The 19,875-nt window shown below is 69.5% G+C and carries 19 protein-coding genes and 1 riboswitch; of the genes, 8 read left to right on the top strand and 11 right to left on the bottom strand.

The window, feature by feature from the left end; translation table 11 throughout:
• Positions 1 to 126: 126 nt before the first annotated feature.
• Positions 127 to 226, bottom strand: a riboswitch (adenosylcobalamin-variant (AdoCbl-variant) riboswitch).
• 65 nt (positions 227 to 291) lie between these two features.
• The 4 genes from OG878_RS14320 to OG878_RS14305 all read right to left on the bottom strand — a co-directional run bounded on the left by OG878_RS14320 (position 292) and on the right by OG878_RS14305 (position 3,874).
• A complete protein-coding gene (locus OG878_RS14320; protein ID WP_328887160.1) occupies positions 292 to 792 on the bottom strand; it encodes a GNAT family N-acetyltransferase in 501 nt (166 codons plus the stop codon).
• 158 nt (positions 793 to 950) lie between these two features.
• The gene (gene mctP, locus OG878_RS14315) at positions 951 to 2,606 is read right to left on the bottom strand and encodes a monocarboxylate uptake permease MctP (protein WP_328887159.1); all 1,656 of its coding nucleotides are present in this window, start codon (positions 2,604 to 2,606) and stop codon (positions 951 to 953) included.
• Positions 2,603 to 2,857 carry a DUF3311 domain-containing protein gene (locus tag OG878_RS14310; protein ID WP_389028974.1) on the bottom strand — a complete coding sequence of 85 codons (255 nt, stop codon included), beginning with the start codon at positions 2,855 to 2,857 and terminating at the stop codon, positions 2,603 to 2,605. The genes mctP and OG878_RS14310 overlap by 4 nt, the downstream gene beginning before the upstream one ends.
• Positions 2,858 to 3,103: 246 nt before the next feature.
• Positions 3,104 to 3,874 carry a GntR family transcriptional regulator gene (locus OG878_RS14305; protein ID WP_328891238.1) on the bottom strand — a complete coding sequence of 257 codons (771 nt, stop codon included), beginning with the start codon at positions 3,872 to 3,874 and terminating at the stop codon, positions 3,104 to 3,106.
• A gap of 306 nt (positions 3,875 to 4,180) precedes the next feature.
• Here OG878_RS14305 and OG878_RS14300 point away from each other — a divergent pair, with 306 nt between their 5' ends.
• The 4 genes from OG878_RS14300 (at position 4,181) to OG878_RS14285 (ending at position 8,914) form a co-directional block, all read left to right on the top strand.
• Positions 4,181 to 5,464, top strand: a complete 1,284-nt coding sequence (locus OG878_RS14300; RefSeq protein ID WP_328887157.1) for an extracellular solute-binding protein — start codon at positions 4,181 to 4,183, stop codon at positions 5,462 to 5,464.
• Positions 5,465 to 5,549: 85 nt separating this feature from the next.
• A complete protein-coding gene (locus OG878_RS14295) occupies positions 5,550 to 6,536 on the top strand; it encodes a carbohydrate ABC transporter permease (protein WP_328887156.1) in 987 nt (328 codons plus the stop codon).
• Entirely contained in the window at positions 6,533 to 7,363 is an 831-nt protein-coding gene (locus OG878_RS14290) for a carbohydrate ABC transporter permease (RefSeq protein ID WP_328887155.1), read from the top strand. Before OG878_RS14295 ends, OG878_RS14290 begins: the two co-directional genes overlap by 4 nt.
• 9 nt (positions 7,364 to 7,372) lie before the next feature.
• Positions 7,373 to 8,914 carry a glycoside hydrolase family 3 protein gene (locus tag OG878_RS14285; protein WP_328887154.1) on the top strand — a complete coding sequence of 514 codons (1,542 nt, stop codon included), beginning with the start codon at positions 7,373 to 7,375 and terminating at the stop codon, positions 8,912 to 8,914.
• Positions 8,915 to 9,183: 269 nt separating this feature from the next.
• Here the strand turns inward: OG878_RS14285 and nagB are convergent, their stop codons facing one another.
• The gene (nagB, locus tag OG878_RS14280; RefSeq protein WP_328891237.1) at positions 9,184 to 9,969 is read right to left on the bottom strand and encodes a glucosamine-6-phosphate deaminase; all 786 of its coding nucleotides are present in this window, start codon (positions 9,967 to 9,969) and stop codon (positions 9,184 to 9,186) included.
• A gap of 208 nt (positions 9,970 to 10,177) precedes the next feature.
• Between nagB and OG878_RS14275 the strand changes: the two genes are divergently transcribed.
• Complete coding sequence (locus OG878_RS14275) at positions 10,178 to 11,248, top strand: SIS domain-containing protein (protein WP_328887153.1); 1,071 nt, start codon at positions 10,178 to 10,180, stop codon at positions 11,246 to 11,248.
• Positions 11,249 to 11,583: 335 nt separating this feature from the next.
• Positions 11,584 to 13,050, top strand: a complete 1,467-nt coding sequence (locus tag OG878_RS14270) for a histidine kinase N-terminal domain-containing protein (RefSeq protein WP_328891236.1) — start codon at positions 11,584 to 11,586, stop codon at positions 13,048 to 13,050.
• A gap of 170 nt (positions 13,051 to 13,220) precedes the next feature.
• Here the strand turns inward: OG878_RS14270 and OG878_RS14265 are convergent, their stop codons facing one another.
• The gene (locus OG878_RS14265; RefSeq protein WP_003953983.1) at positions 13,221 to 13,478 is read right to left on the bottom strand and encodes a WhiB family transcriptional regulator; all 258 of its coding nucleotides are present in this window, start codon (positions 13,476 to 13,478) and stop codon (positions 13,221 to 13,223) included.
• 319 nt (positions 13,479 to 13,797) lie between these two features.
• On the bottom strand, positions 13,798 to 14,766 hold the full coding sequence (locus OG878_RS14260) for a diacylglycerol/lipid kinase family protein (protein ID WP_328887152.1): 969 nt from the start codon (positions 14,764 to 14,766) through the stop codon (positions 13,798 to 13,800).
• A gap of 225 nt (positions 14,767 to 14,991) precedes the next feature.
• Here OG878_RS14260 and OG878_RS14255 point away from each other — a divergent pair, with 225 nt between their 5' ends.
• Positions 14,992 to 15,369, top strand: coding sequence for a hypothetical protein (locus tag OG878_RS14255; protein WP_328891235.1), 378 nt, complete (start codon positions 14,992 to 14,994; stop codon positions 15,367 to 15,369).
• Positions 15,370 to 15,486: 117 nt separating this feature from the next.
• Here OG878_RS14255 and OG878_RS14250 read toward each other — a convergent pair whose 3' ends face one another.
• The 3 genes from OG878_RS14250 to OG878_RS14240 form a co-directional block, all read right to left on the bottom strand.
• Positions 15,487 to 16,380 (bottom strand): RNA polymerase sigma factor SigF, encoded by an 894-nt coding sequence (locus OG878_RS14250; protein ID WP_443049107.1) that lies wholly within the window; start codon positions 16,378 to 16,380, stop codon positions 15,487 to 15,489.
• 50 nt (positions 16,381 to 16,430) lie between these two features.
• Positions 16,431 to 16,844, bottom strand: coding sequence for an anti-sigma regulatory factor (locus OG878_RS14245; RefSeq protein ID WP_030915678.1), 414 nt, complete (start codon positions 16,842 to 16,844; stop codon positions 16,431 to 16,433).
• Positions 16,845 to 17,076: 232 nt separating this feature from the next.
• A complete protein-coding gene (locus OG878_RS14240; protein WP_328887151.1) occupies positions 17,077 to 17,337 on the bottom strand; it encodes a UBP-type zinc finger domain-containing protein in 261 nt (86 codons plus the stop codon).
• A 35-nt stretch (positions 17,338 to 17,372) separates the two neighbouring features.
• On the opposite strand from OG878_RS14240, the gene OG878_RS14235 reads away from it, so the two are divergent.
• Positions 17,373 to 18,983 (top strand): Na+/H+ antiporter, encoded by a 1,611-nt coding sequence (locus OG878_RS14235; protein WP_328887150.1) that lies wholly within the window; start codon positions 17,373 to 17,375, stop codon positions 18,981 to 18,983.
• Here the strand turns inward: OG878_RS14235 and OG878_RS14230 are convergent.
• A complete protein-coding gene (locus tag OG878_RS14230) occupies positions 18,950 to 19,867 on the bottom strand; it encodes a 1-aminocyclopropane-1-carboxylate deaminase/D-cysteine desulfhydrase (RefSeq protein ID WP_328887149.1) in 918 nt (305 codons plus the stop codon). The two genes, OG878_RS14235 and OG878_RS14230, sit on opposite strands and share 34 nt — an antisense overlap.
• Between the last annotated feature and the right edge of the window lie 8 nt (positions 19,868 to 19,875).

The raw sequence follows: 19,875 nt of genomic DNA, 5'->3' as shown, positions 1-19,875 counted from the left end.
CGGCGGGGGCGGGGCAGCCGGACAGAGGGGTGGCCCGGAGAAGGAGGGCAGCGCTCTGTGCGGCGTCCACCGGCCCAACCGCGAGGCCCGGACGTCTGGGCGTCCGGATCGGTCGAGCCGGACGCGCTGTCGGCAGGTCCTCGGACTTTCAGGGTGCGCAAAAGTGCACCGAACACACCGTTGCGGGACAGTTCCGGATTCGCACCGGATTTCCCTGCGGCGACAGCGAGCACGAGCATACATGTGGGGGCCGCCCGATGAGGCGGCCCCCACATGTTGTGTCGTGCGGGCTCAGAGGCTCAGGCTGTACGTGAGCAGCGGAAGGCCCGGAACAGCCTCCCAGTCGCGCTCAGGAGTCCTGACGAAGCCGAGACGGCGGTAGATCCGGTGCGCCCCGTGCATGTCCGGAGTCGTCGACAGGACGAGCCGCGCGATGCCCTCCGTGCCGCGTGCCCGGTCGATACAGGCCCGTACGAGCGCCTCGCCGGTGCCGAGGCCGCGCGCCTCCCGAGCGACGGCGAGCATCCGGAATTCGGCCTCGTCGGGGCCGGCGATATCGGCCCACGGGTTGCCGGGCGATACGTAGGTGACGCCGCCCAGCAACTGCCCGTCGGCGCCGGCCGCGACAAGCACTTCGGCTTCGGCGGCGCGGCGGGGGACGTCCCGGAGCAGTTCGAGATACGGGTCGTCGGCGCCGAAGTGGAGCAGGCCGTCGTCGAGGTACGCGTGTGCGGTGATCTCACCGAGGGGGCGGTGTTCGGTGGGGGTGACGGCCCTGATGGAGATGTCCATGGGCGGCAGTGTGCCGCACGGGGTGCGCGGGCGGGCAACGGGTTTCCGACGGAGCCCGGGCCGCGTCGTCCTCGATGTGCCGATCGGACCGGTTCCCCGGCAGCATGCGGCCCGCCCGGCGGGAGCCGGACGGGCCGCATGCCGGCAGCTCCGTGCCCCTAGTTGGCGGACGGGCTCGCGTCGGGGGAGGTGGCCGGCTCGGGCCTGGCCGACGGGAGCTCGACCTTCACGCCCGGGTCGCCCGCGTCCGCCGTGTAGTCCGACGGCGACGTCTCGTCGATTCCGGCCGGTGCCTTCACCGCGTTCAGGACGAACGTCAGCACCACCGTCACCACGACGTTCAGCACGAACGCGGTCAGACCGATGTAGCCGATCTCGCCGATCCCCGGGATCTCCTTCGATGACCCGCCGAAGTGCGCCTGGGTCGGGCTCGCCACTCCGTACGCGGCGAGCGTCCCGTACGCCATGCCGACCGCCCAGCCCGCGAGCAGCGCCCAGCGGTGGAACCACCGGGTGAACAGACCGCCGACCAGCGCCGGGAAGGTCTGCAGGATCCAGATACCGCCGAGCAGCTGGAAGTTGATCGCGACCGTCTTGTCCATCGTGAGGACGAAGACGAGCGCGCCGACCTTCACCAGCAGCGACACCAGCTTGGAGACCTTCGTCTCCTGCGCCGCGGTCGCGTCGGGCCTGATGAAGTCCTTGTAGATGTTCCGGGTGAAGAGGTTCGCCGCGGCGATCGACATGATCGCGGCGGGTACCAGCGCGCCGATACCGATCGCGGCGAACGCGACGCCCGCGAACCAGTCCGGGAACATGTTCTCGAACAGCTGCGGGATGGCCAGCTGTCCGTTCTGCACCTTCACCCCGGCGGCGATCGCCATGAAGCCGAGCAGCGCCAGCAGGCCCAGCATCAGCGAGTACAGCGGGAGGATCGTGGTGTTGCGGCGGATCACGTCACGGCTGCGGCTGGAGAGCGTCGCCGTGATGGAGTGCGGGTACATGAAGAGCGCGAGCGCCGAACCCAGGGCCAGGGTGGCGTAGCCCCATTGGCCCGGATCGGCCGGCGCGAGGGCGCCGCGCGGCTTGCCTGTTGCGGGGTTGGTCTGCGAGAACGCCTCGCCGGCCTTGGCGAAGATGTCGTCGAAGCCGCCCAGCTTGATCGGGATGTAGATGATCGCCACCGCGATGACCAGGTAGATCAGCCCGTCCTTGACGAACGCGATCAGCGCGGGGGCCCGCAGCCCGGAGGAGTAGGTGTACGCGGCGAGCACCGCGAACGCGATCAGCAGCGGCAGGTCCTTGACGAACCAGTGGGTGTTCTCGCCGCCGCCGACGCCCATTACGTCCAGCACCGCCTGGATGCCGACGAGCTGGAGCGCGATGTACGGCATCGTGGCGAGGATGCCGGTGACGGCGACGGCCAGCGACAGCCCCTTCGAGCCGAAGCGGCCGCGGACGAAGTCCGAGGTGGTGACGTACCCGTGCTTGTGCGACACCGACCAGAGCCGCGGCAGGAAGGTGAAGATCAGCGGGTACACGAGGATGGTGTACGGGACCGCGAAGAACCCGGCCGCGCCGGCCGCGTAGATCGCGGCGGGGACGGCGACGAAGGTGTACGCGGTGTACAGGTCGCCGCCGAGCAGGAACCAGGTGACCCAGGTGCCGAACGACCGTCCGCCCAGACCCCATTCGTCGAGGCTGGCCTCGTTCTCGGCCTTGCGCCAGCGCGCGGCCATGAAGCCGATGACCGTGACGGCCAGGAAGAAGAAGATGAAGACGCCGAGCGCGACGCCGTTCACGCCGTCCTTCATGCGGAAGCACCCCCCTTGCGGGAGCGCTGGTCACGCTGCCACAGCTTGTACGCGACCATCGTGAGCGCGGTGGAGATCAGCACCCAGAGCATCTGGTACCAGTAGAAGAACGGAATGCCGATGAAGGCCGGGTCCACCTTCGCGTACGAACCCACCCAGAGCATCGCCACGAACGGCGCGATGAGGCAGAGGGCGATGACCACCCTCATGGGTGTGACCGTTGGTGGTTTCGTGTCTGTTTCTTCTGGCATATGGCGACTCCGTCCCCTCGCTGACCACCTGTTGTAATGCGCAGGAAATCTAGGGGAGAGATCCGGCCAGCGTCACCCCCCGTCCGCATTTCGGTCCGGCAACGGTCTGCCGGGACCGGCGAGGGGATGCTGTCCGGTGGTCCGACTCCTGACGGTCCGTCCCTGTGCGGACGTGCTTCCCGTCGGCAACGGCCGTTCGGCGGCGGATCGTTCGGCCGATGTCCGGTCAGGAGCCGGGCCCCGGGGTCAGTCGGTCGGCCGCTTCAGGCGCGCCACGAACTTGTAACGGTCGCCGCGGTACACCGACCGCACCCACTCGACCGGTTCACCGTGTCCGTCCAGGGAATGACGGGAGAGCATCAGCATCGGCAGGCCCACGTCCGTACCGAGCAGCCCGGCCTCGCGCGGGGTGGCGAGGGAGGTCTCGATGGTCTCCTCGGCCTCGGCCAGCCGTACGTCGTACACCTCGGCCAGTGCGGTGTAGAGCGAGGTGTACTTCACGAGTGAACGGCGCAGCGCCGGGAAGCGCTTGGCCGAGAGATGGGTGGTCTCGATGGCCATGGGTTCGCCGCTGGCCAGACGCAGTCGCTCGATCCGCAGCACCCGGCCGCCGGTGGTGATGTCGAGCAGCCCGGCCAGGGTGTCGTCGGCCGTGACGTAGCCGATGTCGAGCAGTTGGGAGGTCGGCTCCAGACCCTGGGCGCGCATGTCCTCGGTGTACGAGGTCAGTTGCAGGGCCTGTGAGACCTTCGGCTTGGCGACGAACGTGCCCTTGCCCTGGATGCGTTCGAGCCGGCCTTCGACGACCAGCTCCTGGAGGGCCTGCCGTACGGTCGTGCGCGAGGTGTCGAACTCGGCGGCCAGGGTTCGCTCCGGCGGTACCGGGGTACCGGGCGGCATGGTGTCCGTCATGTCGAGAAGATGGCGCTTGAGGCGGTAGTACTTGGGCACCCGCGCCGTACGCGTGGCCGCGCCCGTGCCGCTCCCGTTGTCCGAACTGCCCCCGCCGGCACCCATGGCCCGCCTTCCCGACTGCTGTGCTGCTGCCGTCACCGGCTCCTCCGTCTGTAGCGGCTCACATGGTGGCACGGTCCGGTCACGGCTCGTCGCCCTCCCTCAGGTGTCGGTCCTATAACGGACGCGAGTGCACTTCTTATACACCCTTGACACCCCTAAAGGTCTAGGCCAAGCTCCCGAGTACTGGTCTAAACCATTAAAGACCAGGTCCCAGCCCCACGGGCAGTACCCGTCGTATGCGGTTGTGCGACGGACGGCGATCTCGGGTGGTGGGGGGAATTCTCTTGCATCCCTGAGGAGGGTGTCGTGAAGCGCAAGCTCATCGCGGCGATCGGCGTTGCGGGCATGTTGGTTTCGATCGCGGCGTGCGGTTCGGACGACGGCAAGGACGACAGTGCCAAGAAGACCGGCCCCGACAGCTACAAGGGCCAGACGCTGACCGTCTGGGCCATGGACGGTTCCACGCCTCCCGGCTGGACCAAGGGCCTGACCGCCGCCTTCGAGAAGAAGACCGGCGCCAAGCTGAAGTTCCAGACCCAGAAGTGGGACGGCATTCAGCAGAAGATCACGACGGCTCTCTCCGAGTCGACCCCGCCGGACGTCATCGAGGTCGGCAACACCCAGACCCCGGCGTACGCGGCCACCGGCGGCCTCGCCGACCTGAGCGGCCTCAAGCAGGAGATCGGCGGCGACTGGGTCGAGGCCCTCAACAAGTCCTCGGTCTTCGACGGCAAGCAGTACGCCGCGCCGTGGTACTTCGCCAACCGCGTCGTCATCTACAACAAGAAGGTCTGGGCCGACGCCGGCATCACGGACACCCCGAAGACGCGCGACGAGTTCTTCAAGGACCTCGACGCCATCAAGAAGAAGGGCAAGGCCGAGCCGATCTACCTGCCCGGCCAGAACTGGTACTTCTTCGACGGTCTGACCATCGGTCAGGGCGCGGACCTGGTGAAGAAGGAAGGCGACAAGTACGTCTCCAACCTCTCCGACCCCAAGGTCACCGCGGCCATGGAGCTCTACAAGAAGTACCAGGCCTACTCCAAGGCCCCCAAGGACAAGGACGAGGCCACCCCGCAGCAGGCCGAGGTCTTCGCCAAGGGCAACGTCGGTGCCTTCATCGGCATGGGCTGGGAGGCCGGCACGGCCATCGCGGCCAACAAGAAGATCGAGAGCGACATCGGCTACTTCACCATCCCGGGTGAGACCGCCGACAAGCCCGAGGGCGTCTTCCTCGGTGGCTCCAACTTCGCGGTCGCCGCGGGCAGCAAGAAGCAGGACCTCGCCAAGGAGTTCCTGAAGCTCGCCCTGTCGGACGAGTTCGAGGGCCAGCTGGCCAAGGAGAACGGCGTCATCCCGAACAAGGAGTCGCTCAACTCCAACCTGACCGGCAACGGCGCCGCCGAGGCCGCGGCCCCGGCCGCCGCCGGTGGCGGCACCACCCCGCTCATCCCCGAGTGGGCCGCTGTCGAGAACGCGCCGAACCCGATCAAGAGCTACATGACCGCGGTTCTGAACGGCAAGTCCCCGGCCGACGCCGCCAAGACGGTCGAGGCCGAGATCAACAAGCGTCTCTCGCAGACGAGCTGACCCGCAGGCGCCGGGGGGCGGACACCGACCGTCCCCCGGCGCTCCCGCGTGACTCGACCGTACGGCCCAAGAAGAGATGGCGAGCATGTCAGTGCAGACCGAAGAAGTGGACTCGGTCCCGGCGGCCGGTGTCCGCAAGGACGACGCGCCTCCCGGCGGCCCGGCCGCATCGCGCAAGAAGCGGGTCGGTGGCTCGGCCCCGTACCTGCTCCTCCTGCCCGCACTGCTCGCCACAGCGGTGCTCCTCGGGTATCCGCTGGTCAAGAACGGCATGCTGTCGTTCCAGAACCTCAACCCGCGCCAGCTGATCCTCCACCTGACCGAGTGGAACGGCTTCGACAACTACCAGGAAGTCCTCAGCGGTTCGGACTTCTGGAAGGTCGTCGAGCGGTCGATCGTCTTCACCGCCGCCAACGTCGTCCTGATCATGCTGATCGGCCTGCTGGTCGGCCTGCTGCTCGCGCGGCTGGGCAAGAAGATGCGCCTGCTGCTCATGCTGGGCCTCGTGCTCGCCTGGGCCATGCCGATGATCGCAGCGACCACGGTCTACCAGTGGCTGTTCGCCCAGCGGTTCGGTGTAGTCAACTACGTGCTCGACAGCCTCGGCTGGCACTCGATGGCCGACTACAACTGGCTGAGCAGCCAGTTCTCCACCTTCTCGCTGGTCACCCTGGTGATCGTCTGGCAGTCCATCCCGTTCGTGGCGATCAACCTGTACGCCGCGTCGACGACGATCCCCAAGGAGCTGTACGAAGCCGCCTCGCTCGACGGTGCCGGAACCTGGAAGAGCTTCACCTCGGTGACGTTCCCGTTCCTCAAGCCGTTCCTGGTGGCCACGACCTTCCTCGAGGTCATCTGGGTCTTCAAGTCCTTCGCCCAGCTCTTCGCGATCAACGAAGGCGGTCCCGACCGGCTCACCGAGACGCTGCCCGTCTACGCGTTCGTCGAAGGCGTCGGCAATCAGCACTTCGGCATGGGCGCCGCCATCTCGTTCCTGACGATCATCGTCCTGCTGGTCCTGACCGGCTACTACCTGCGCACCGTACTCAAGCAAGAGGAGGACGAGCTGTGAGGCGCTCACTGTTCGGCCGGATCTGGCCCAACGCGACTGCGGTCGTCCTCTTCATAGGCTTCGCCTTCCCCGTCTACTGGATGTTCAGCACGGCCTTCAAGCCGACCGGCGACATCGTCACCGAGACCCCGGTGTGGTTCCCGACGGACATCACGTTCGAGCACTTCAAGAAGGCCGTCGCGGCGGACCACTTCTGGACCCTCGTCGGCAACTCGTTCACAGTGACGATCGTCTCCGTCGCTGCCTCGCTGGTGATCGCGCTGCTGGCGTCCTTCGCGATGGCGCGCATGCGCTTCAAGGGCCGCCGCGGCATCCTGCTGACCTTCATGATCGCGCAGATGGCGCCGTGGGAAGTCATGGTCATCGCGATCTACATGCTGGTCCGCGACGCGGACATGCTGAACAGCCTGGTCCCGCTGACGATCTTCTACATGATGATGGTCCTGCCCTTCACCGTCCTGACGCTGCGCGGCTATGTTGCCGCGGTGCCCAAGGAGCTGGAGGAGTCCGCCATGGTCGACGGCTGCACCCGCCCGCAGGCCTTCATGAAGGTGATCCTGCCGCTGCTCGGACCCGGTCTGATGGCGACCTCGCTCTTCGGCTTCGTCACTGCCTGGAACGAATTCCCGCTCGTCCTGATCATCAACAAGGACATCGAGTCGCAGACCCTGCCGCTCTGGCTCTCGCAGTTCCAGACGGCGTTCGGCGACGACTGGGGAGCGACGATGGCCGCGTCCTCGCTCTTCGCCGTGCCGATCCTGATCCTCTTCATCTACCTGCAGCGCAAGGCCGTGAGCGGTCTTACCGATGGCGCCGTGAAGGGATAACGCCGCCCCATGACCACCTTCACCTCCACCACGGACACCGTCACGCGCGACGCCCTCGCCGTCCTGCAGCCCGGGTTCACCGGCACCACCGCCCCCGACTGGCTGCTCCGCCGCGTCGGCGAAGGCCTCTCCTCCGTCGGCCTGTTCGGCCGCAACATCACGTCGCCGCAGCAGCTTGCGGCGCTCACCGCCCAGCTCCGGGCCGAGCGGGACGACGTGCTCGTCGCGATCGACGAGGAAGGCGGTGACGTCACCCGGCTCGAAGTGCGTCACGGCTCGTCCTTCCCCGGCAACCACGCGCTCGGCGCCGTCGACGACCTGGAGCTGACCCGTGCGGTCGCCCGGGAGCTCGGCCGCAGGCTCGCCGAGTGCGGAGTCAACCTCAACTGGGCGCCGTCCGCCGACGTCAACTCGAACCCGGGCAATCCGGTCATCGGCGTACGGTCCTTCGGAGCCGACCCGCACCTCGTCGCCCGGCACACCGCCGCGTACGTCGAGGGCCTCCAGGCCGCCGGCGTCGCCGCCTGCACCAAGCACTTCCCGGGGCACGGCGACACCGCCGTCGACTCGCACCATGCGCTGCCCCGCATCGATGTGGACCTCGACACCTTGCACGCCCGTGAGCTGGTGCCTTTCCGGGCCGCGATCGCGGCGGGTTCCAAATCGGTGATGAGCGCGCATATCCTGCTGCCCGCGCTCGACCCGGACCGCCCGGCCACCTTGAGTCCGCAGATCCTCACCGGTCTGCTGCGCGAGGAGCTGGGCTACGACGGCCTGATCGTCACCGACGGCATGGAGATGCAGGCCATCTCCTCGACCTACGGAATCGAGCGCGGTTCCGTCCTCGCGATCGCGGCGGGCGCCGACGCGATCTGCGTCGGCGGCGGCCTGGAGGACGAGGCCACTGTGCTGCGGCTGCGCGACGCGCTGGTCACGGCGGTACGGACCGGCGAACTGCCCGAGGAGCGGCTGGCCGACGCGGCGGCACGGGTACGTGCCCTCGCGTCCTGGACGCAGCGGGCCCGGGGGGCTGACCCGGAGCCGGGCGCGGCAACGCAGGAGGGGACCGCGCCCGGCACCGGTATCGCTGCCGACATCGGCCTGGCCGCCGCCCGTCGCGCGGTGCGGCTGACCGGCACCGGCGAGCTGCTCACGGAACCGGCGTACGTGGCCGCGTTCACCCCGGTCGCGAACATCGCGGTCGGTGACGAGACCCCGTGGGGCGTCGCGGCCGAACTGGCCCGCATCCTGCCCGGCACCGCGACGGACACCTACAGCGGCGAGACCGGGGAACCCGCGGCCGCGGTGATGCGGGCGGCGGGGGAGCGGCGCATCGTCGCGGTCGTACGCGACGCACACCGCCACGCGTGGATGTCACAGGCCCTGGACGCCCTCCTCGCGGAACGTCCCGACACGGTGGTGGTCGAGATGGGGGTCCCTCAGGCGGAGCCGAGGGGAGCGCTGTACGTGGTGACCCACGGCGCGGCCCGAGTCTGCGGCCGGGCAGCGGCAGAGGCCATCACCGGGTCCCCCGGCCCGTCCACTGTCTGACCCCGTTCCGTCCGGCGTTCGAGGACGGCGCGTCCCGTCGCCGCAGTGGCGAACGGGAGGGCCGGGGCACCGACACGGTGCCCCGGCCCTCCCGTGTCCGGTGCCCTGGTGCTGTGACCGGAAAGGTTCACCGGCACGCGCCGCCCGGCACGGCACCTCGCCGCGTTGCCGCATCACCCGAGTACATCCCGTACGCGGGCGATGCTCCGCCTTGCGATGCACCGCACCGGACGCCGCGAGCCTCCCGGCAAACCCTTCCGGTCACAGCACTAGATTCCCTGCCAGCGCGGCTTCGCCGCATACGTGGCCCGGAAGTAGTCCGCCAGCTTCAGCTTCGACGCCGCCGCCTCGTCCACCACCACCGTCGCCCGCGGATGCAGCTGCAGCGCCGACGCCGGTACGAACGCCGCCACCGGCCCCTCCACGGTCTGCGCCACTGCTTCGGCCTTGCCCTCACCGGTCGCCAGCAGGATCGGGTGGCGCGACTCCAGGATCGTGCCGATGCCCTGCGTGATCACGTGGTGCGGCACCTGGGTGATGTCGTCGTCGAAGAAGCGCGCGTTGTCGATCCGGGTCTGCTGGGTCAGCGTCTTGATCCGGGTGCGGGACGCGAGCGAGGAGCACGGCTCGTTGAAGCCGATGTGCCCGTCGGTGCCGATGCCGAGCAGCTGCAGGTCCACCCCGCCGGCCGCGGCAAGTGCCTTGTCGTACGCCTCGCAGGCCGCCTGGACGTCCTCGGCGGTGCCGTCGGGGCCCATGAAGGACGCCTCGGACAGGCCGAGCGGTTCGACGACCTCGCGCAGCACCACCGAGCGGTACGACTCGGGGTGGCCGGCCGGCAGGCCGACGTACTCGTCGAGCTGGCAGATGCGGGCGCGCGACGCGTCCACCTCGCCGGAGCGGACCTTGGCGGCCAGGGCCTGGTAGATGGGCAGCGGGGTCGAGCCGGTGGCAACGCCGAGAAGTGCGTCGGGCTTGCGGCCGAGCAGGGCGCCGATGGCCCCCGCGATGAGCTCGCCGCCTGCCTTGGCGTCCGGGACGATGACAACTTCCACGCGGGGCCTGCCGATCTGAGAAGATGATGACATGTGGTATAGACCAATCAAGAACTAATTTAGCAGAGCCGGACTGCCGGACGGCGACTTTCGGGTGCCGTTCGCGCGCTGTCCGGCCGCGGCCCGCCGGCGGTCCTCGCCCTCCCCGTGGTCGACTTGGCCGGACGGTGCTCTGGACGCACCGGGGCACCCCTGGGAGGACAGCGACATGTCCGTCGCACATCCGGCCGGAGAGGGCGAGCAGCCGGGCCGCATCATGTCCGCCGAGATGGCCGAGCAGCCCGAGGTGCTGCGCCGCATCCTCGACCGCGGAGCCCCTGGAATCCGCGCGGTGGCCGCCGGGATCGCGGCCAGGAACCCCCGTTTCGTCCTGCTCACCGCGCGCGGCACGTCGGACAACGCCGCGCTCTACGCCAAGTACCTGCTGGAGATCCGGCTCGGCCTGCCCTGCGGCCTGGCGTCGATGTCCACCACCACGGCGTACGGCGCCGAGCCGGACCTGCGCGACGTCCTCGTCATCACCGTCAGCCAGTCCGGCGGCTCACCCGACCTGGTGGCCTCCACCCGGGCGGCCCGTGAGGCCGGCGCGATCACCCTGGCCGTCACCAACAACCCGGACTCGCCGCTCGCCGCCGTCTCCGAGTACCACATCGACATCCTGGCGGGCCCCGAGAAGGCCCTCCCGGCCACCAAGACGTACACCGCGTCCCTGCTCTCCCTGTACCTCTTCGTCGAGGGCCTGCGGGGCGGTGACGGCGCCGCCGCTGCGGTCCTGCCCGGGCCGGCCGACGCGATCCTGGCCCGCAAGGACGAGGTCAGAGGGCTGGCTTCGCGCTACCGGTTCGCCGAGCGCATGGTCATCACCTCGCGCGGCTACGGCTACCCCACGGCGAAGGAAGCCGCCCTGAAGCTGATGGAGACGAGCTACATCCCCGCTCTCTCCTACTCGGGTGCCGATCTGCTGCACGGCCCGCTCGCCATGGTCGACAACATCTCCCCGGTGATCGCCGTGGTCACCGACGGCCGGGGCGGCGAGGCCCTCCAGCCGGTCCTGGACCGGTTGCGGGGCCGTGGCGCGGACCTTGTCGTGGTCGGCCCGAAGGCCCAGGTGGAGGCGGCGTCCGCGGGCTTCGTGCTGCCGACGGCCGGGGTTGCCGAGGAGGTCCAGCCGATCCTGGAGATCCTGCCGCTGCAGATGCTGGCGTACGAGGTGACGATCGCCCGCGGCCAGGACCCGGACGCGCCCCGCGCGCTGGCCAAGGTCACCGAGACCCGCTGAACGGGCCCCTGGAAACACCCGCGGGCCGCGGCGCCAGGACGGGACCCTCAGCCCGACCGGCACCGCAGCCCGGAGTTGCTCGGCCGGCGGTGTGCGGTGCCCCCGGCCGGGGAGAGGCACCGGCGCAGTCAGGGCAGAGAGCGCGGGTACCTCGGTCCGCCCTCCTGTGCGGGGAGAGCGGAAGCTCTGTCTTGAGCATTGTGGACTAGACCATTAAGCCCTGTCCATCCATCGGAGCCGGGCAATTTCCTGCCCCCTCCCTTCCGCACGTACGGGCGGGTCGTTCGGTTCGGAACCACTGCGGATCCACAGGTACGCTCGCACACGTGCCCTCCATGAACGACCTCGTCCGCCAGCACACAGCCCTGAGCGACACCGACCTCGAGTGGCTGCATCTGCTGGTCTCGGAGTGGCAGCTGCTCTCCGACCTGTCCTTCGCCGACCTGGTCCTGTGGGTCCCCACCCGCGACGGGACCCGCTACGTGTCGGTCGCCCAGATGCGGCCCAACACCGGCCCCACCTCCTACCAGGACGACATGGTCGGCCACCTGGTGCCGCGCGGCCGCCGCCCGCTGCTGGACGCGGCGCTCGACGAGGGCCGGATCGTGCGCGAGGGCGACCCGGAGTGGCGCGAGGAGGTGCCCGTACGGGTCGAGTCCATCCCCGTACGCCGCGAGGGCCGGGTCCTCGGCGTCATCGCCCGGAACACCAACCTCCTGACCGTCCGTACCCCGTCCCGACTGGAGCTCACCTACCTGCAGTCGGCCTCCGACCTGGCCCAGATGATCGCCGCCGGGGCCTTCCCGTTCCCCGGCCAGCAGGTCGACATGGACGCGTCGCCGCGCGTCGGCGACGGGCTGATCAGGCTCGATGCCGACGGCGTCGTCCAGTACGCCAGCCCCAACGCCCTCTCCGCGTACCACCGGCTGGGCCTCGCATCCGACCTGGTCGGTCACCACCTCGGCGGGACGACCGCCGAACTCGCCCCGTCCCGCGGGCCGGTGGACGAGGCGATGGTCAAACTGGCCAGCGGTTACGCGCCCCGTGAGTTCGAGGTCGAGTGCGCGGGCGGTGTGATCCAGCTCCGGGCGATCCCGCTCAAGCCCAAGGGGGTCCGCATCGGCTCCCTCGTGCTGCTCCGTGACGTCACCGAACTGCGTCGCCGCGAACGTGAGTTGATCACGAAGGACGCCACCATCCGGGAGATCCACCACCGGGTGAAGAACAACCTCCAGACCGTGGCCGCCCTGTTGCGGCTGCAGGCCCGCCGGATGGACTCCGAGCAGGGCCGCGAGGCCCTCAATGAGGCGGTGCGGCGCGTCGGTTCGATCGCCATCGTCCATGAGACGCTGTCCCAGAATCTGGACGAGCGGGTCGAGTTCGACGAGATCGCCGACCGGGTGATCGCGATGGTCGCCGAGATCTCCCCGGGCAGGGTCACCTGCCGGCGGACGGGCCGCTTCGGGATCCTCGACGCGGAAGTCGCCACACCGCTGGCCATGGTGCTCACCGAAGTGCTGCAGAACGCATTGGAGCACGCGTTCACCGTCGCCCAGACCGGCACGGTCGAGGTGTCCGCCGTACGCGGCGGCTCGCCGTCCGAGGCGCGACTGCTGATCACGGTCCAGGACGACGGGTGCGGACTGCCCGAGGGGTTCGACCCGCAGCGCGCCGGCAATCTGGGTCTGCAGATCGTGAGGACGCTGGTGGAGGGCGAGTTGAGCGGGTCGTTCGGCATGGTCCCGGCCCCCGAGCGCGGCACCCAGGTGATCCTCGACATTCCGGTCAGCGCGGAGAAGTGACCGGGGGCTGTTCCGCGCGGGAACAGCAGTGAGCCCGGACCGCTGTTGACGGTCCGGGCTCACTGGTCAAGCGTGCGCTTCGGGGTACTGCGCGCTGCGACTCGGGGGGCGGGGTGGTGCGTACGCTCTGTACGCGCCGCCTGGCAGAGGCTCGTAGCGGTGGCGTCGGATCAGGCGCTGGCGTTACGCGCCCGGTTGCGAGCGGCGCGGCGCTTCATCGCGCGGCGCTCGTCCTCGCTGAGGCCACCCCAGACGCCGGAGTCCTGGCCGGACTCGAGCGCCCACTGCAGGCACTGCTCCATGACGGGGCAGCGACGGCAGACGGCCTTGGCTTCCTCGATCTGCAGCAGCGCAGGACCGGTGTTGCCGATGGGGAAGAACAGCTCGGGGTCTTCCTCACGACAAACGGCGTTGTGACGCCAGTCCATGGCTGCTACCTCTCCTTGGTATTGCATACGATTGCTTGTGAATGTGAACGCTTTCACGAATCCCCCCGCAGGTGACGGGCCGACGCCCAGATGAACTGGTTGTGGTCCTGTGCAGTGAGGAGGGGTTCTGGCTCTCAGTGGAGGCCGTTGTTGCGGGCCGTCCCGATCGCCATGTAGAGATTCGCAAACCTCGGCGGCGGATACAACCCCTTCTGGAAACTTTTTTTTGATTCCTCGGTGTCGGCTAGGTCACAGCCGTACTTCCATGGGGTGGAGGCCAGTCCAAACGTTCGAGTTAAAGGACTTTCGGCGCTTCCGCTCACACAATCACACGCAGTGCACGGCGTACGCCTGTGAACGCCACACTGGTACGCAGGCCCAGGTGGTCGCCGTCCATCTGGAACGGCAGTGGAACCTTTGAATGCAAGGTGAAGTCCGTGAGGTCGTGAAGTGAAACGGCGTGCTTACCCTGCGGGCCCTTGTCGGGGCTGGAAGTGAGCAGCTGGGTGCCGTACCGGGCGACCGCGGGGGTGGAGAGGCGCTTCAGTCCGAGGACGTCCAGGGCGGTGTCGAACGAGGCCTTCGGGGACGCGTATATGGGGCGATTCCCCAGGTAGGTCCAGGGTGCCGTGTTGGAGATTATGGACAGCGCGAGGTCGGTGACCGGGTCCTCGCCCGGGACCTGCAGCGTGATCGCCCCGTGTCGCCGGTGCGGTTCCTCCAGGAACTGCCGGACCACCTGGCGTACGTACAGGGCATGGGTGGACCGCTTGCCGCGTTCGCGCTTCTGTTCGACCCGGCCGACCACGCCCGCGTCGAATCCGAGACCGGCACAGAACGTGAACCAGCGTGCGGGAACCGACTCGTCCTCGGTGCCGGGCGTGCCGGCCGCGAGTCCCAGGCCGACCGTGCGTTCGGTCCGGTTGGCGAGCGCGTCCAGGATGGCGCCGGTCGCCTCCACCGCGTCATTGGGCAGCCCCAGCGCGCGGGCGAAGACATTGGTGGAACCGCCGGGCACCACGGCGAGGCGCGGCAGGCTGTCGATATCGGGACCGTTGTGGAGCAGCCCGTTGACGACCTCGTTGACCGTGCCGTCGCCGCCGAGGGCGACGACCAGATCGATGTCGTCGGAGTCGGCGGCACGCCGCCCCAGGTCACGGGCGTGCCCGCGGTACTCCGTGGTCACGGCCTCCAGCTTCATCTCGCTGGCGAGCGCGTGGATGAGCACGTCACGGGTCCGCGCACTGGTGGTGGTAGCAGCTGGATTGACCACAAGGAGTGCGCGCATGACCGCCAGACTACCTACCGCGCGGTATCGGTCTGAAGCCCTGGCCCATCACCTTCACGCTCGGTGACGACCCGCGCGCGATGGGCTGCGCGGCGGCGCTCCGATCCGGACCCCGGCTTCGCTTTCGCAGCGCGGGGATGCCAACCTGCAAGGGTGAGTACTCAGCAGAACACGCCGTCCCCGTCGCCCGCGATCGAGCCGACGAAGCCGGCCAGGATCGCCCTCGTGGCAGGACTCAACGCCCTCGAAGGGGCGGCGCTCGCTCTCGGCGGGATGTACATGCTGGTCATGGGCCTGCTCGGCCGGCCGGACAGCCCGCAGCAGGCGGAGATGGGCGGGCTCACGCTGATCGTGCTCGGCCTGATCCCGCTGTTCGCCGCCCGCGGGCTGCTGCGGCGGCGCAGCTGGAGCCGGGGCCCGGCGCTGATCACGCAGATCATCGCGCTGCCGGTGGCCTGGACGCTGCTGCGCTCGCACGGCGTGCTCATCCCGGCGGGCATGGTCCTGGCCGCGGTGGCGCTGACCGCGCTGGTGCAGCTGGTCAGGCCGGCGACCAGGGAGGCGCTGGGCATCCAGGGTCCGCGCGCGACGCCAGGGGTGTGACGCGCGACGCCGTTCCGTGCGTGACACCGGACGTGCGACGACCCGGCCGGTGACGGCGGACGCGCAACGCGCGGCAACCCGACGTGCCCGCGCGCGAAGCCGGATGCCCTGCGCCCGCTACTCCTCGACGAGCAGCCGTTCGCGCAGCTGGGCCAGTGTGCGGGCCAGCAGGCGCGAGACATGCATCTGGGAGATGCCGACCTCCTGTGCGATCTGCGACTGCGTCATGTTGCCGAAGAACCGGAGCAGCAGGATGCGTTTCTCCCGCGGCGGCAGATCCTCCAGCAGCGGCTTCAGCGACTCCCGGTACTCGACGCCCTCCAGCGCCTCGTCCTCGGAGCCCAGGGTGTCCGCCACCGCCGGGGACTCGTCGTCGGTGTCCGGCACGTCCAGCGAGAGCGTGCTGTAGGCATTGGCCGATTCCAGGCCCTCCAGGACCTCTTCCTCGGAGATGCCGAGCCGCTCCGCCAGCTCATGGACCGTGGGCGACCGGCCGTGCTGCTGAGAGAGCTCCGCGGTGGCCGTCGTGAGCGAGAGGCGCAGCTCCTGCAGCCTGCGCGGCACCCGCACCGCCCAGCCCTTGTCCCGGAAGTGGCGCTTGATCTCGCCCACGACCGTCGGTGTCGCGTACGTGGAGAACTCGACGCCACGGTCCGGGTCGAACCGGTCCACCGACTTGATCAGGCCGATCGTGGCGACCTGCGTCAGATCGTCCAAGGGCTCGCCGCGATTGCGGAACCGGCGGGCCAGATGCTCCACGAGCGGCAGATGCATCCGCACCAGCCGGTTGCGCAGCTCGGCCTTCTCCGGCGAGCCGTCCGGGAGTTTCCGCAGCTCGATGAAGAGCGCCCGGGCCCCGCTGCGGTCATGTGGATCGTGGTGTCCGTGCTCGCTCATCTGGCCTGCCCGCTCCGCCTGCTCCACCGCGACCGTACGGACCACCGGCTCGTCCGCCCCGTCCTCCGGATGGGGCAGCGCCTGCTGATCCGGGATGCCTGCCGGTCGCACCACCCCTGGTCGGATCGTCTCGTCCCGCACAGGACCGTCCCCGTTCCCGTTGCTCACGCCGGCCCGGGTCCCGCGCCGCGCTGTTTGTACAGGCTGATGCTGACCGTACGGTCATCGGCGACCGTGGAGTCGACCTTGCCGGCCAGTGCGGAGAGCACCGTCCAGGCGAAGGTGTCGCGCTCCGGGGCCCTGCCGTCCGTCGTCGGGGCCGCCACCGTCACTTCGAGAGAGTCGTCGACGAGTCGGAAGACGCAGCTGAGGACGGAGCCCGGCACGGCCTGCTGCAGCAGGATCGCGCAGGCCTCGTCGACCGCGATACGGAGATCCTCGATCTCGTCGAGAGTGAAGTCCAAGCGCGCTGCGAGACCGGCCGTGGCCGTACGCAGCACGGACAGGTAGGCACCCGCAGCGGGCAGCCGGACTTCCACGAAGTCCTGATTCCCGGGCTCGCCTGCGATCTGGGACACCCTCACCTCCAAGGTGGCACAAACTCTTTCGAGGGTCCGGGAAGGGTGCCCCGGAGCCATGCGGTACGTCTTCGGTACTTGGTCCGGCGACGCTATCGCGATCCATGATGCCGTGTCGCCCGTACCCCGTCCCGCGACTGTCACTCATGGTAGGCCCATGAGTACACACAGTGGCTAGAGGTCTGCGGCGGTCAATTGCGAACAACCGGCGCCGGTTTGACGTACCCAGACGTCAGACGATCGAACCGTCCTCGAAGCACCAGCGCCAGTTCTCGCCGGCCTCGAAGCTCCGCATGACCGGATGGCCGGTTTCCTTGAAGTGTTCCGTGGCGTGCTGCAGGGGTGACGAATCGCAGCAGCCGACGTGCCCGCAGGTCAGGCAGAGACGCAGTTGTACGGGGTGGGTGCCCGCAGCAAGACATTCGGGACACGTGGCGCTGAGCGGGACGGGCTCGGCGCGCGGCAGTTCGAGAACGTGCAGGCACTCACTCATGATTGTCAGGTTACGACGGATGTGAGGACGGTGAGATGGACGCATTGCCCCTGGTGGCACTGGTCGCGGCCAGTGCGGCGATCGCGGGGGCCGCCCGCCGCACCCCGGTGCCCGCCCCCCTGATGCTGGTCGCCGTGGGGCTGCTCGCCTCCTACCTGCCCGGCATTCCGACGTACACGCTGGACGCGCACATCGTGCTGCCCCTGCTGCTGCCGCCGCTGCTCTACACGGCCGCGGTCGACAGCTCGTACCTCGACCTGCGGGCCAACGTCCGGCCGATCGCCCTGCTCTCCGTCGGCTACGTCCTCTTCGCGACCTTCGCCGTCGGCTGGCTGGCGTACTGGCTGGTGCCCGACCTGCCGTTGACCGCCGCGCTGGTGCTGGGCGCCGTCATCGCGCCGCCGGACGCCGTCACGGCGGCTGCCATCGCCCGCCGGGTCGGGCTGCCCTCCCGGGTCACGACCATCCTGCAGGGCGAGTCCCTGGTCAACGACGCGACCGCGATCACCGCCTACAAGGTGGTGCTGGCCGCCGCCGTCGGTGAGGGCGTCAGCTGGGGCGCCGGGATCACGGAGTTCCTGGTCGCGGCGGTCGGAGGTGTCGGGGTCGGCCTGGTGCTGATGGTGCCGCTGCACTGGCTCCGCACACACCTCAAGGAGCCGCTGCTGCAGAACACCCTGTCGCTGCTGATCCCCTTCGTGGCGTACGCGGCGGCGGAACGGGTGCACGCCTCCGGAGTGCTCGCCGTGGTCGTCGTCGCGCTCTACCTGGGGCACCGCGCCTGGCAGGTCGACTTCGCGACCCGGCTCCAGGAGGCGGCCGTGTGGAAGATGGTCGCGTTCATCCTGGAGTCGGCGGTCTTCGCGCTGATCGGACTGCAGCTGCCCTTCGTGCTGAAGGGCCTCGGTGCGTACGCCGTCGCGCAGGCGCTCTGGTATGCGGTGGCCGTGTTCCTCGCCGTCGTCGTGGTCCGCTTCATCTGGGTGTACCCGAGCACCTACCTGCCGGTTCTGCTGTCGAAGAGGATCAGGGAGCGCGAGCCCGGGATCGCCTGGACCTCGCCGCTGATCGTCGGCTGGGCCGGGATGCGCGGCGTCGTCTCGCTCGCCATCGCCTTCTCCATCCCGCTGGTGACGACGGCCGGCGAGGACTTCCCGGCCCGGAACCTGGTGCTCTTCCTGACCTTCACCACCGTCATCGGCACCCTGGTCATCCAGGGGCTCACCCTGCCCCTCCTGGTGCGCATCCTGAAGCTCCCGGGCCGCGACCCGAAGGTCGAGACCCTGGCCGAGGCGCAGGCCCAGAGCGAGGCGTCAGCGGCCGCCGATGCGCGCCTGGAGGAGCTGCTCGCCGACCCGCGCAACCGTCTGCCCGAACCGCTCGCCGACCGGCTGCGCACGGTTCTGGAGCGGCGTCGGAACTCCGTGTGGGAGCGGCTCGGCGCGGCCAACCCGCTGACCGGCGAGTCGGCCGACGACACCTACCGGCGCCTCGCCCGCGAAATGATCGACGCCGAGCGCACGGTCTTCGTACGGCTGCGGGACGAGCGGCGGATCGACGACGAGATGCTCCGGAACCTGCTGCGGCGGCTGGACCTGGAGGAGGCGGCGGCCTACCGCGAGGAGTCGGAGGCCCCCCAGGGCTGACCCGTGACGACAGCGACGAGCCTGGTCCCCGGGGCGAACGCGCCCTCCCGGGCCAGGACGGTCAGCCCGTACAGCAGCTTGGCGACGTAGAGCCGCTCGACGGGCAGTCCGTGGCGCTCCTCGAAGTCGTCGGCGAAGGCGTGCAGCTCCCCGGTCGTACGGGCGTAGCCGCCGAAGGCGAAGCGTTCGTCCAGGGACCACACTCCGGCGGGCCCGCCGAACGCCTCCCGCTGCAGCTCCCGTACCGCGTCCCCCAGGAAGCCCCCGCGCAGCACGGGTATGCCGAGCGCCCGCTGCCCCGGTGCGAGGCCCGCGGCGAGACCGGCGAGGGTGCCACCGGTGCCGCAGGCCACCGCGACCACGTCGGCCGCACCGTGCAGCTCCCGCCCGAGCGCTGTACAGCCCTGTGCGGCCAGGGCGTTGCTGCCACCCTCCGGGACGACGCTGCACTCCCCGTAGCCGCTCAGCAGCCGCTCCAGGACCGCCGGATCGGTCTTCGCGCGGTACGTCGCGCGGTCCACGAAGTGCAGGCGCATGCCGTCCTTCGCGCACTGCGCCAGCGACGGGTTGAGCGGCCGGCCGGCCAGCTCGTCGCCGCGTACGACGCCGACGGTGGGGAAGCCGAGCAGCCGGCCGGCGGCGGCGGTGGCGCGCAGATGGTTGGAGTAGGCGCCGCCGAAGGTCAGCACGGTGCGCCCGGCGGCCGCCGCCAGATTGGGCGCGAGTTTGCGCCATTTGTTGCCCGGCAGATCCGGGTGGATCAGATCGTCGCGCTTGAGCAGCAGCCGTACGCCGTGCCGGGCGAAGCGCTCGTCCTCGGTCGGCTGCAGGGGTGACGGGAGCACCGGCTGCAGCCGGGAGAGTCCGAGAGGGTCGCGGGGCATGCGCCCAT

Source organism: Streptomyces sp. NBC_00316 (assembly GCF_036158715.1).
In the GTDB taxonomy this organism is placed as follows: domain Bacteria; phylum Actinomycetota; class Actinomycetes; order Streptomycetales; family Streptomycetaceae; genus Streptomyces.
The sequence above is the reverse complement of the archived record's forward strand: the minus strand, read 5'-3'. Positions and strand labels throughout refer to the sequence as shown.

Coding starts and splice junctions, on each gene's coding strand:
- OG878_RS14320 (WP_328887160.1), bottom strand. CDS start 792: ATGGACATCTCCATCAGGGCCGTCACCCCCACCGAACACCGCCCCCTC.
- mctP (WP_328887159.1), bottom strand. CDS start 2,606: ATGAAGGACGGCGTGAACGGCGTCGCGCTCGGCGTCTTCATCTTCTTC.
- OG878_RS14310 (WP_389028974.1), bottom strand. CDS start 2,857: ATGCCAGAAGAAACAGACACGAAACCACCAACGGTCACACCCATGAGG.
- OG878_RS14305 (WP_328891238.1), bottom strand. CDS start 3,874: ATGGGTGCCGGCGGGGGCAGTTCGGACAACGGGAGCGGCACGGGCGCG.
- OG878_RS14295 (WP_328887156.1), top strand. CDS start 5,550: ATGTCAGTGCAGACCGAAGAAGTGGACTCGGTCCCGGCGGCCGGTGTC.
- OG878_RS14285 (WP_328887154.1), top strand. CDS start 7,373: ATGACCACCTTCACCTCCACCACGGACACCGTCACGCGCGACGCCCTC.
- OG878_RS14275 (WP_328887153.1), top strand. CDS start 10,178: ATGTCCGTCGCACATCCGGCCGGAGAGGGCGAGCAGCCGGGCCGCATC.
- OG878_RS14270 (WP_328891236.1), top strand. CDS start 11,584: ATGAACGACCTCGTCCGCCAGCACACAGCCCTGAGCGACACCGACCTC.
- OG878_RS14265 (WP_003953983.1), bottom strand. CDS start 13,478: ATGGACTGGCGTCACAACGCCGTTTGTCGTGAGGAAGACCCCGAGCTG.
- OG878_RS14260 (WP_328887152.1), bottom strand. CDS start 14,766: ATGCGCGCACTCCTTGTGGTCAATCCAGCTGCTACCACCACCAGTGCG.
- OG878_RS14240 (WP_328887151.1), bottom strand. CDS start 17,337: ATGAGTGAGTGCCTGCACGTTCTCGAACTGCCGCGCGCCGAGCCCGTC.
- OG878_RS14235 (WP_328887150.1), top strand. CDS start 17,373: ATGGACGCATTGCCCCTGGTGGCACTGGTCGCGGCCAGTGCGGCGATC.
- OG878_RS14230 (WP_328887149.1), bottom strand. CDS start 19,867: ATGCCCCGCGACCCTCTCGGACTCTCCCGGCTGCAGCCGGTGCTCCCG.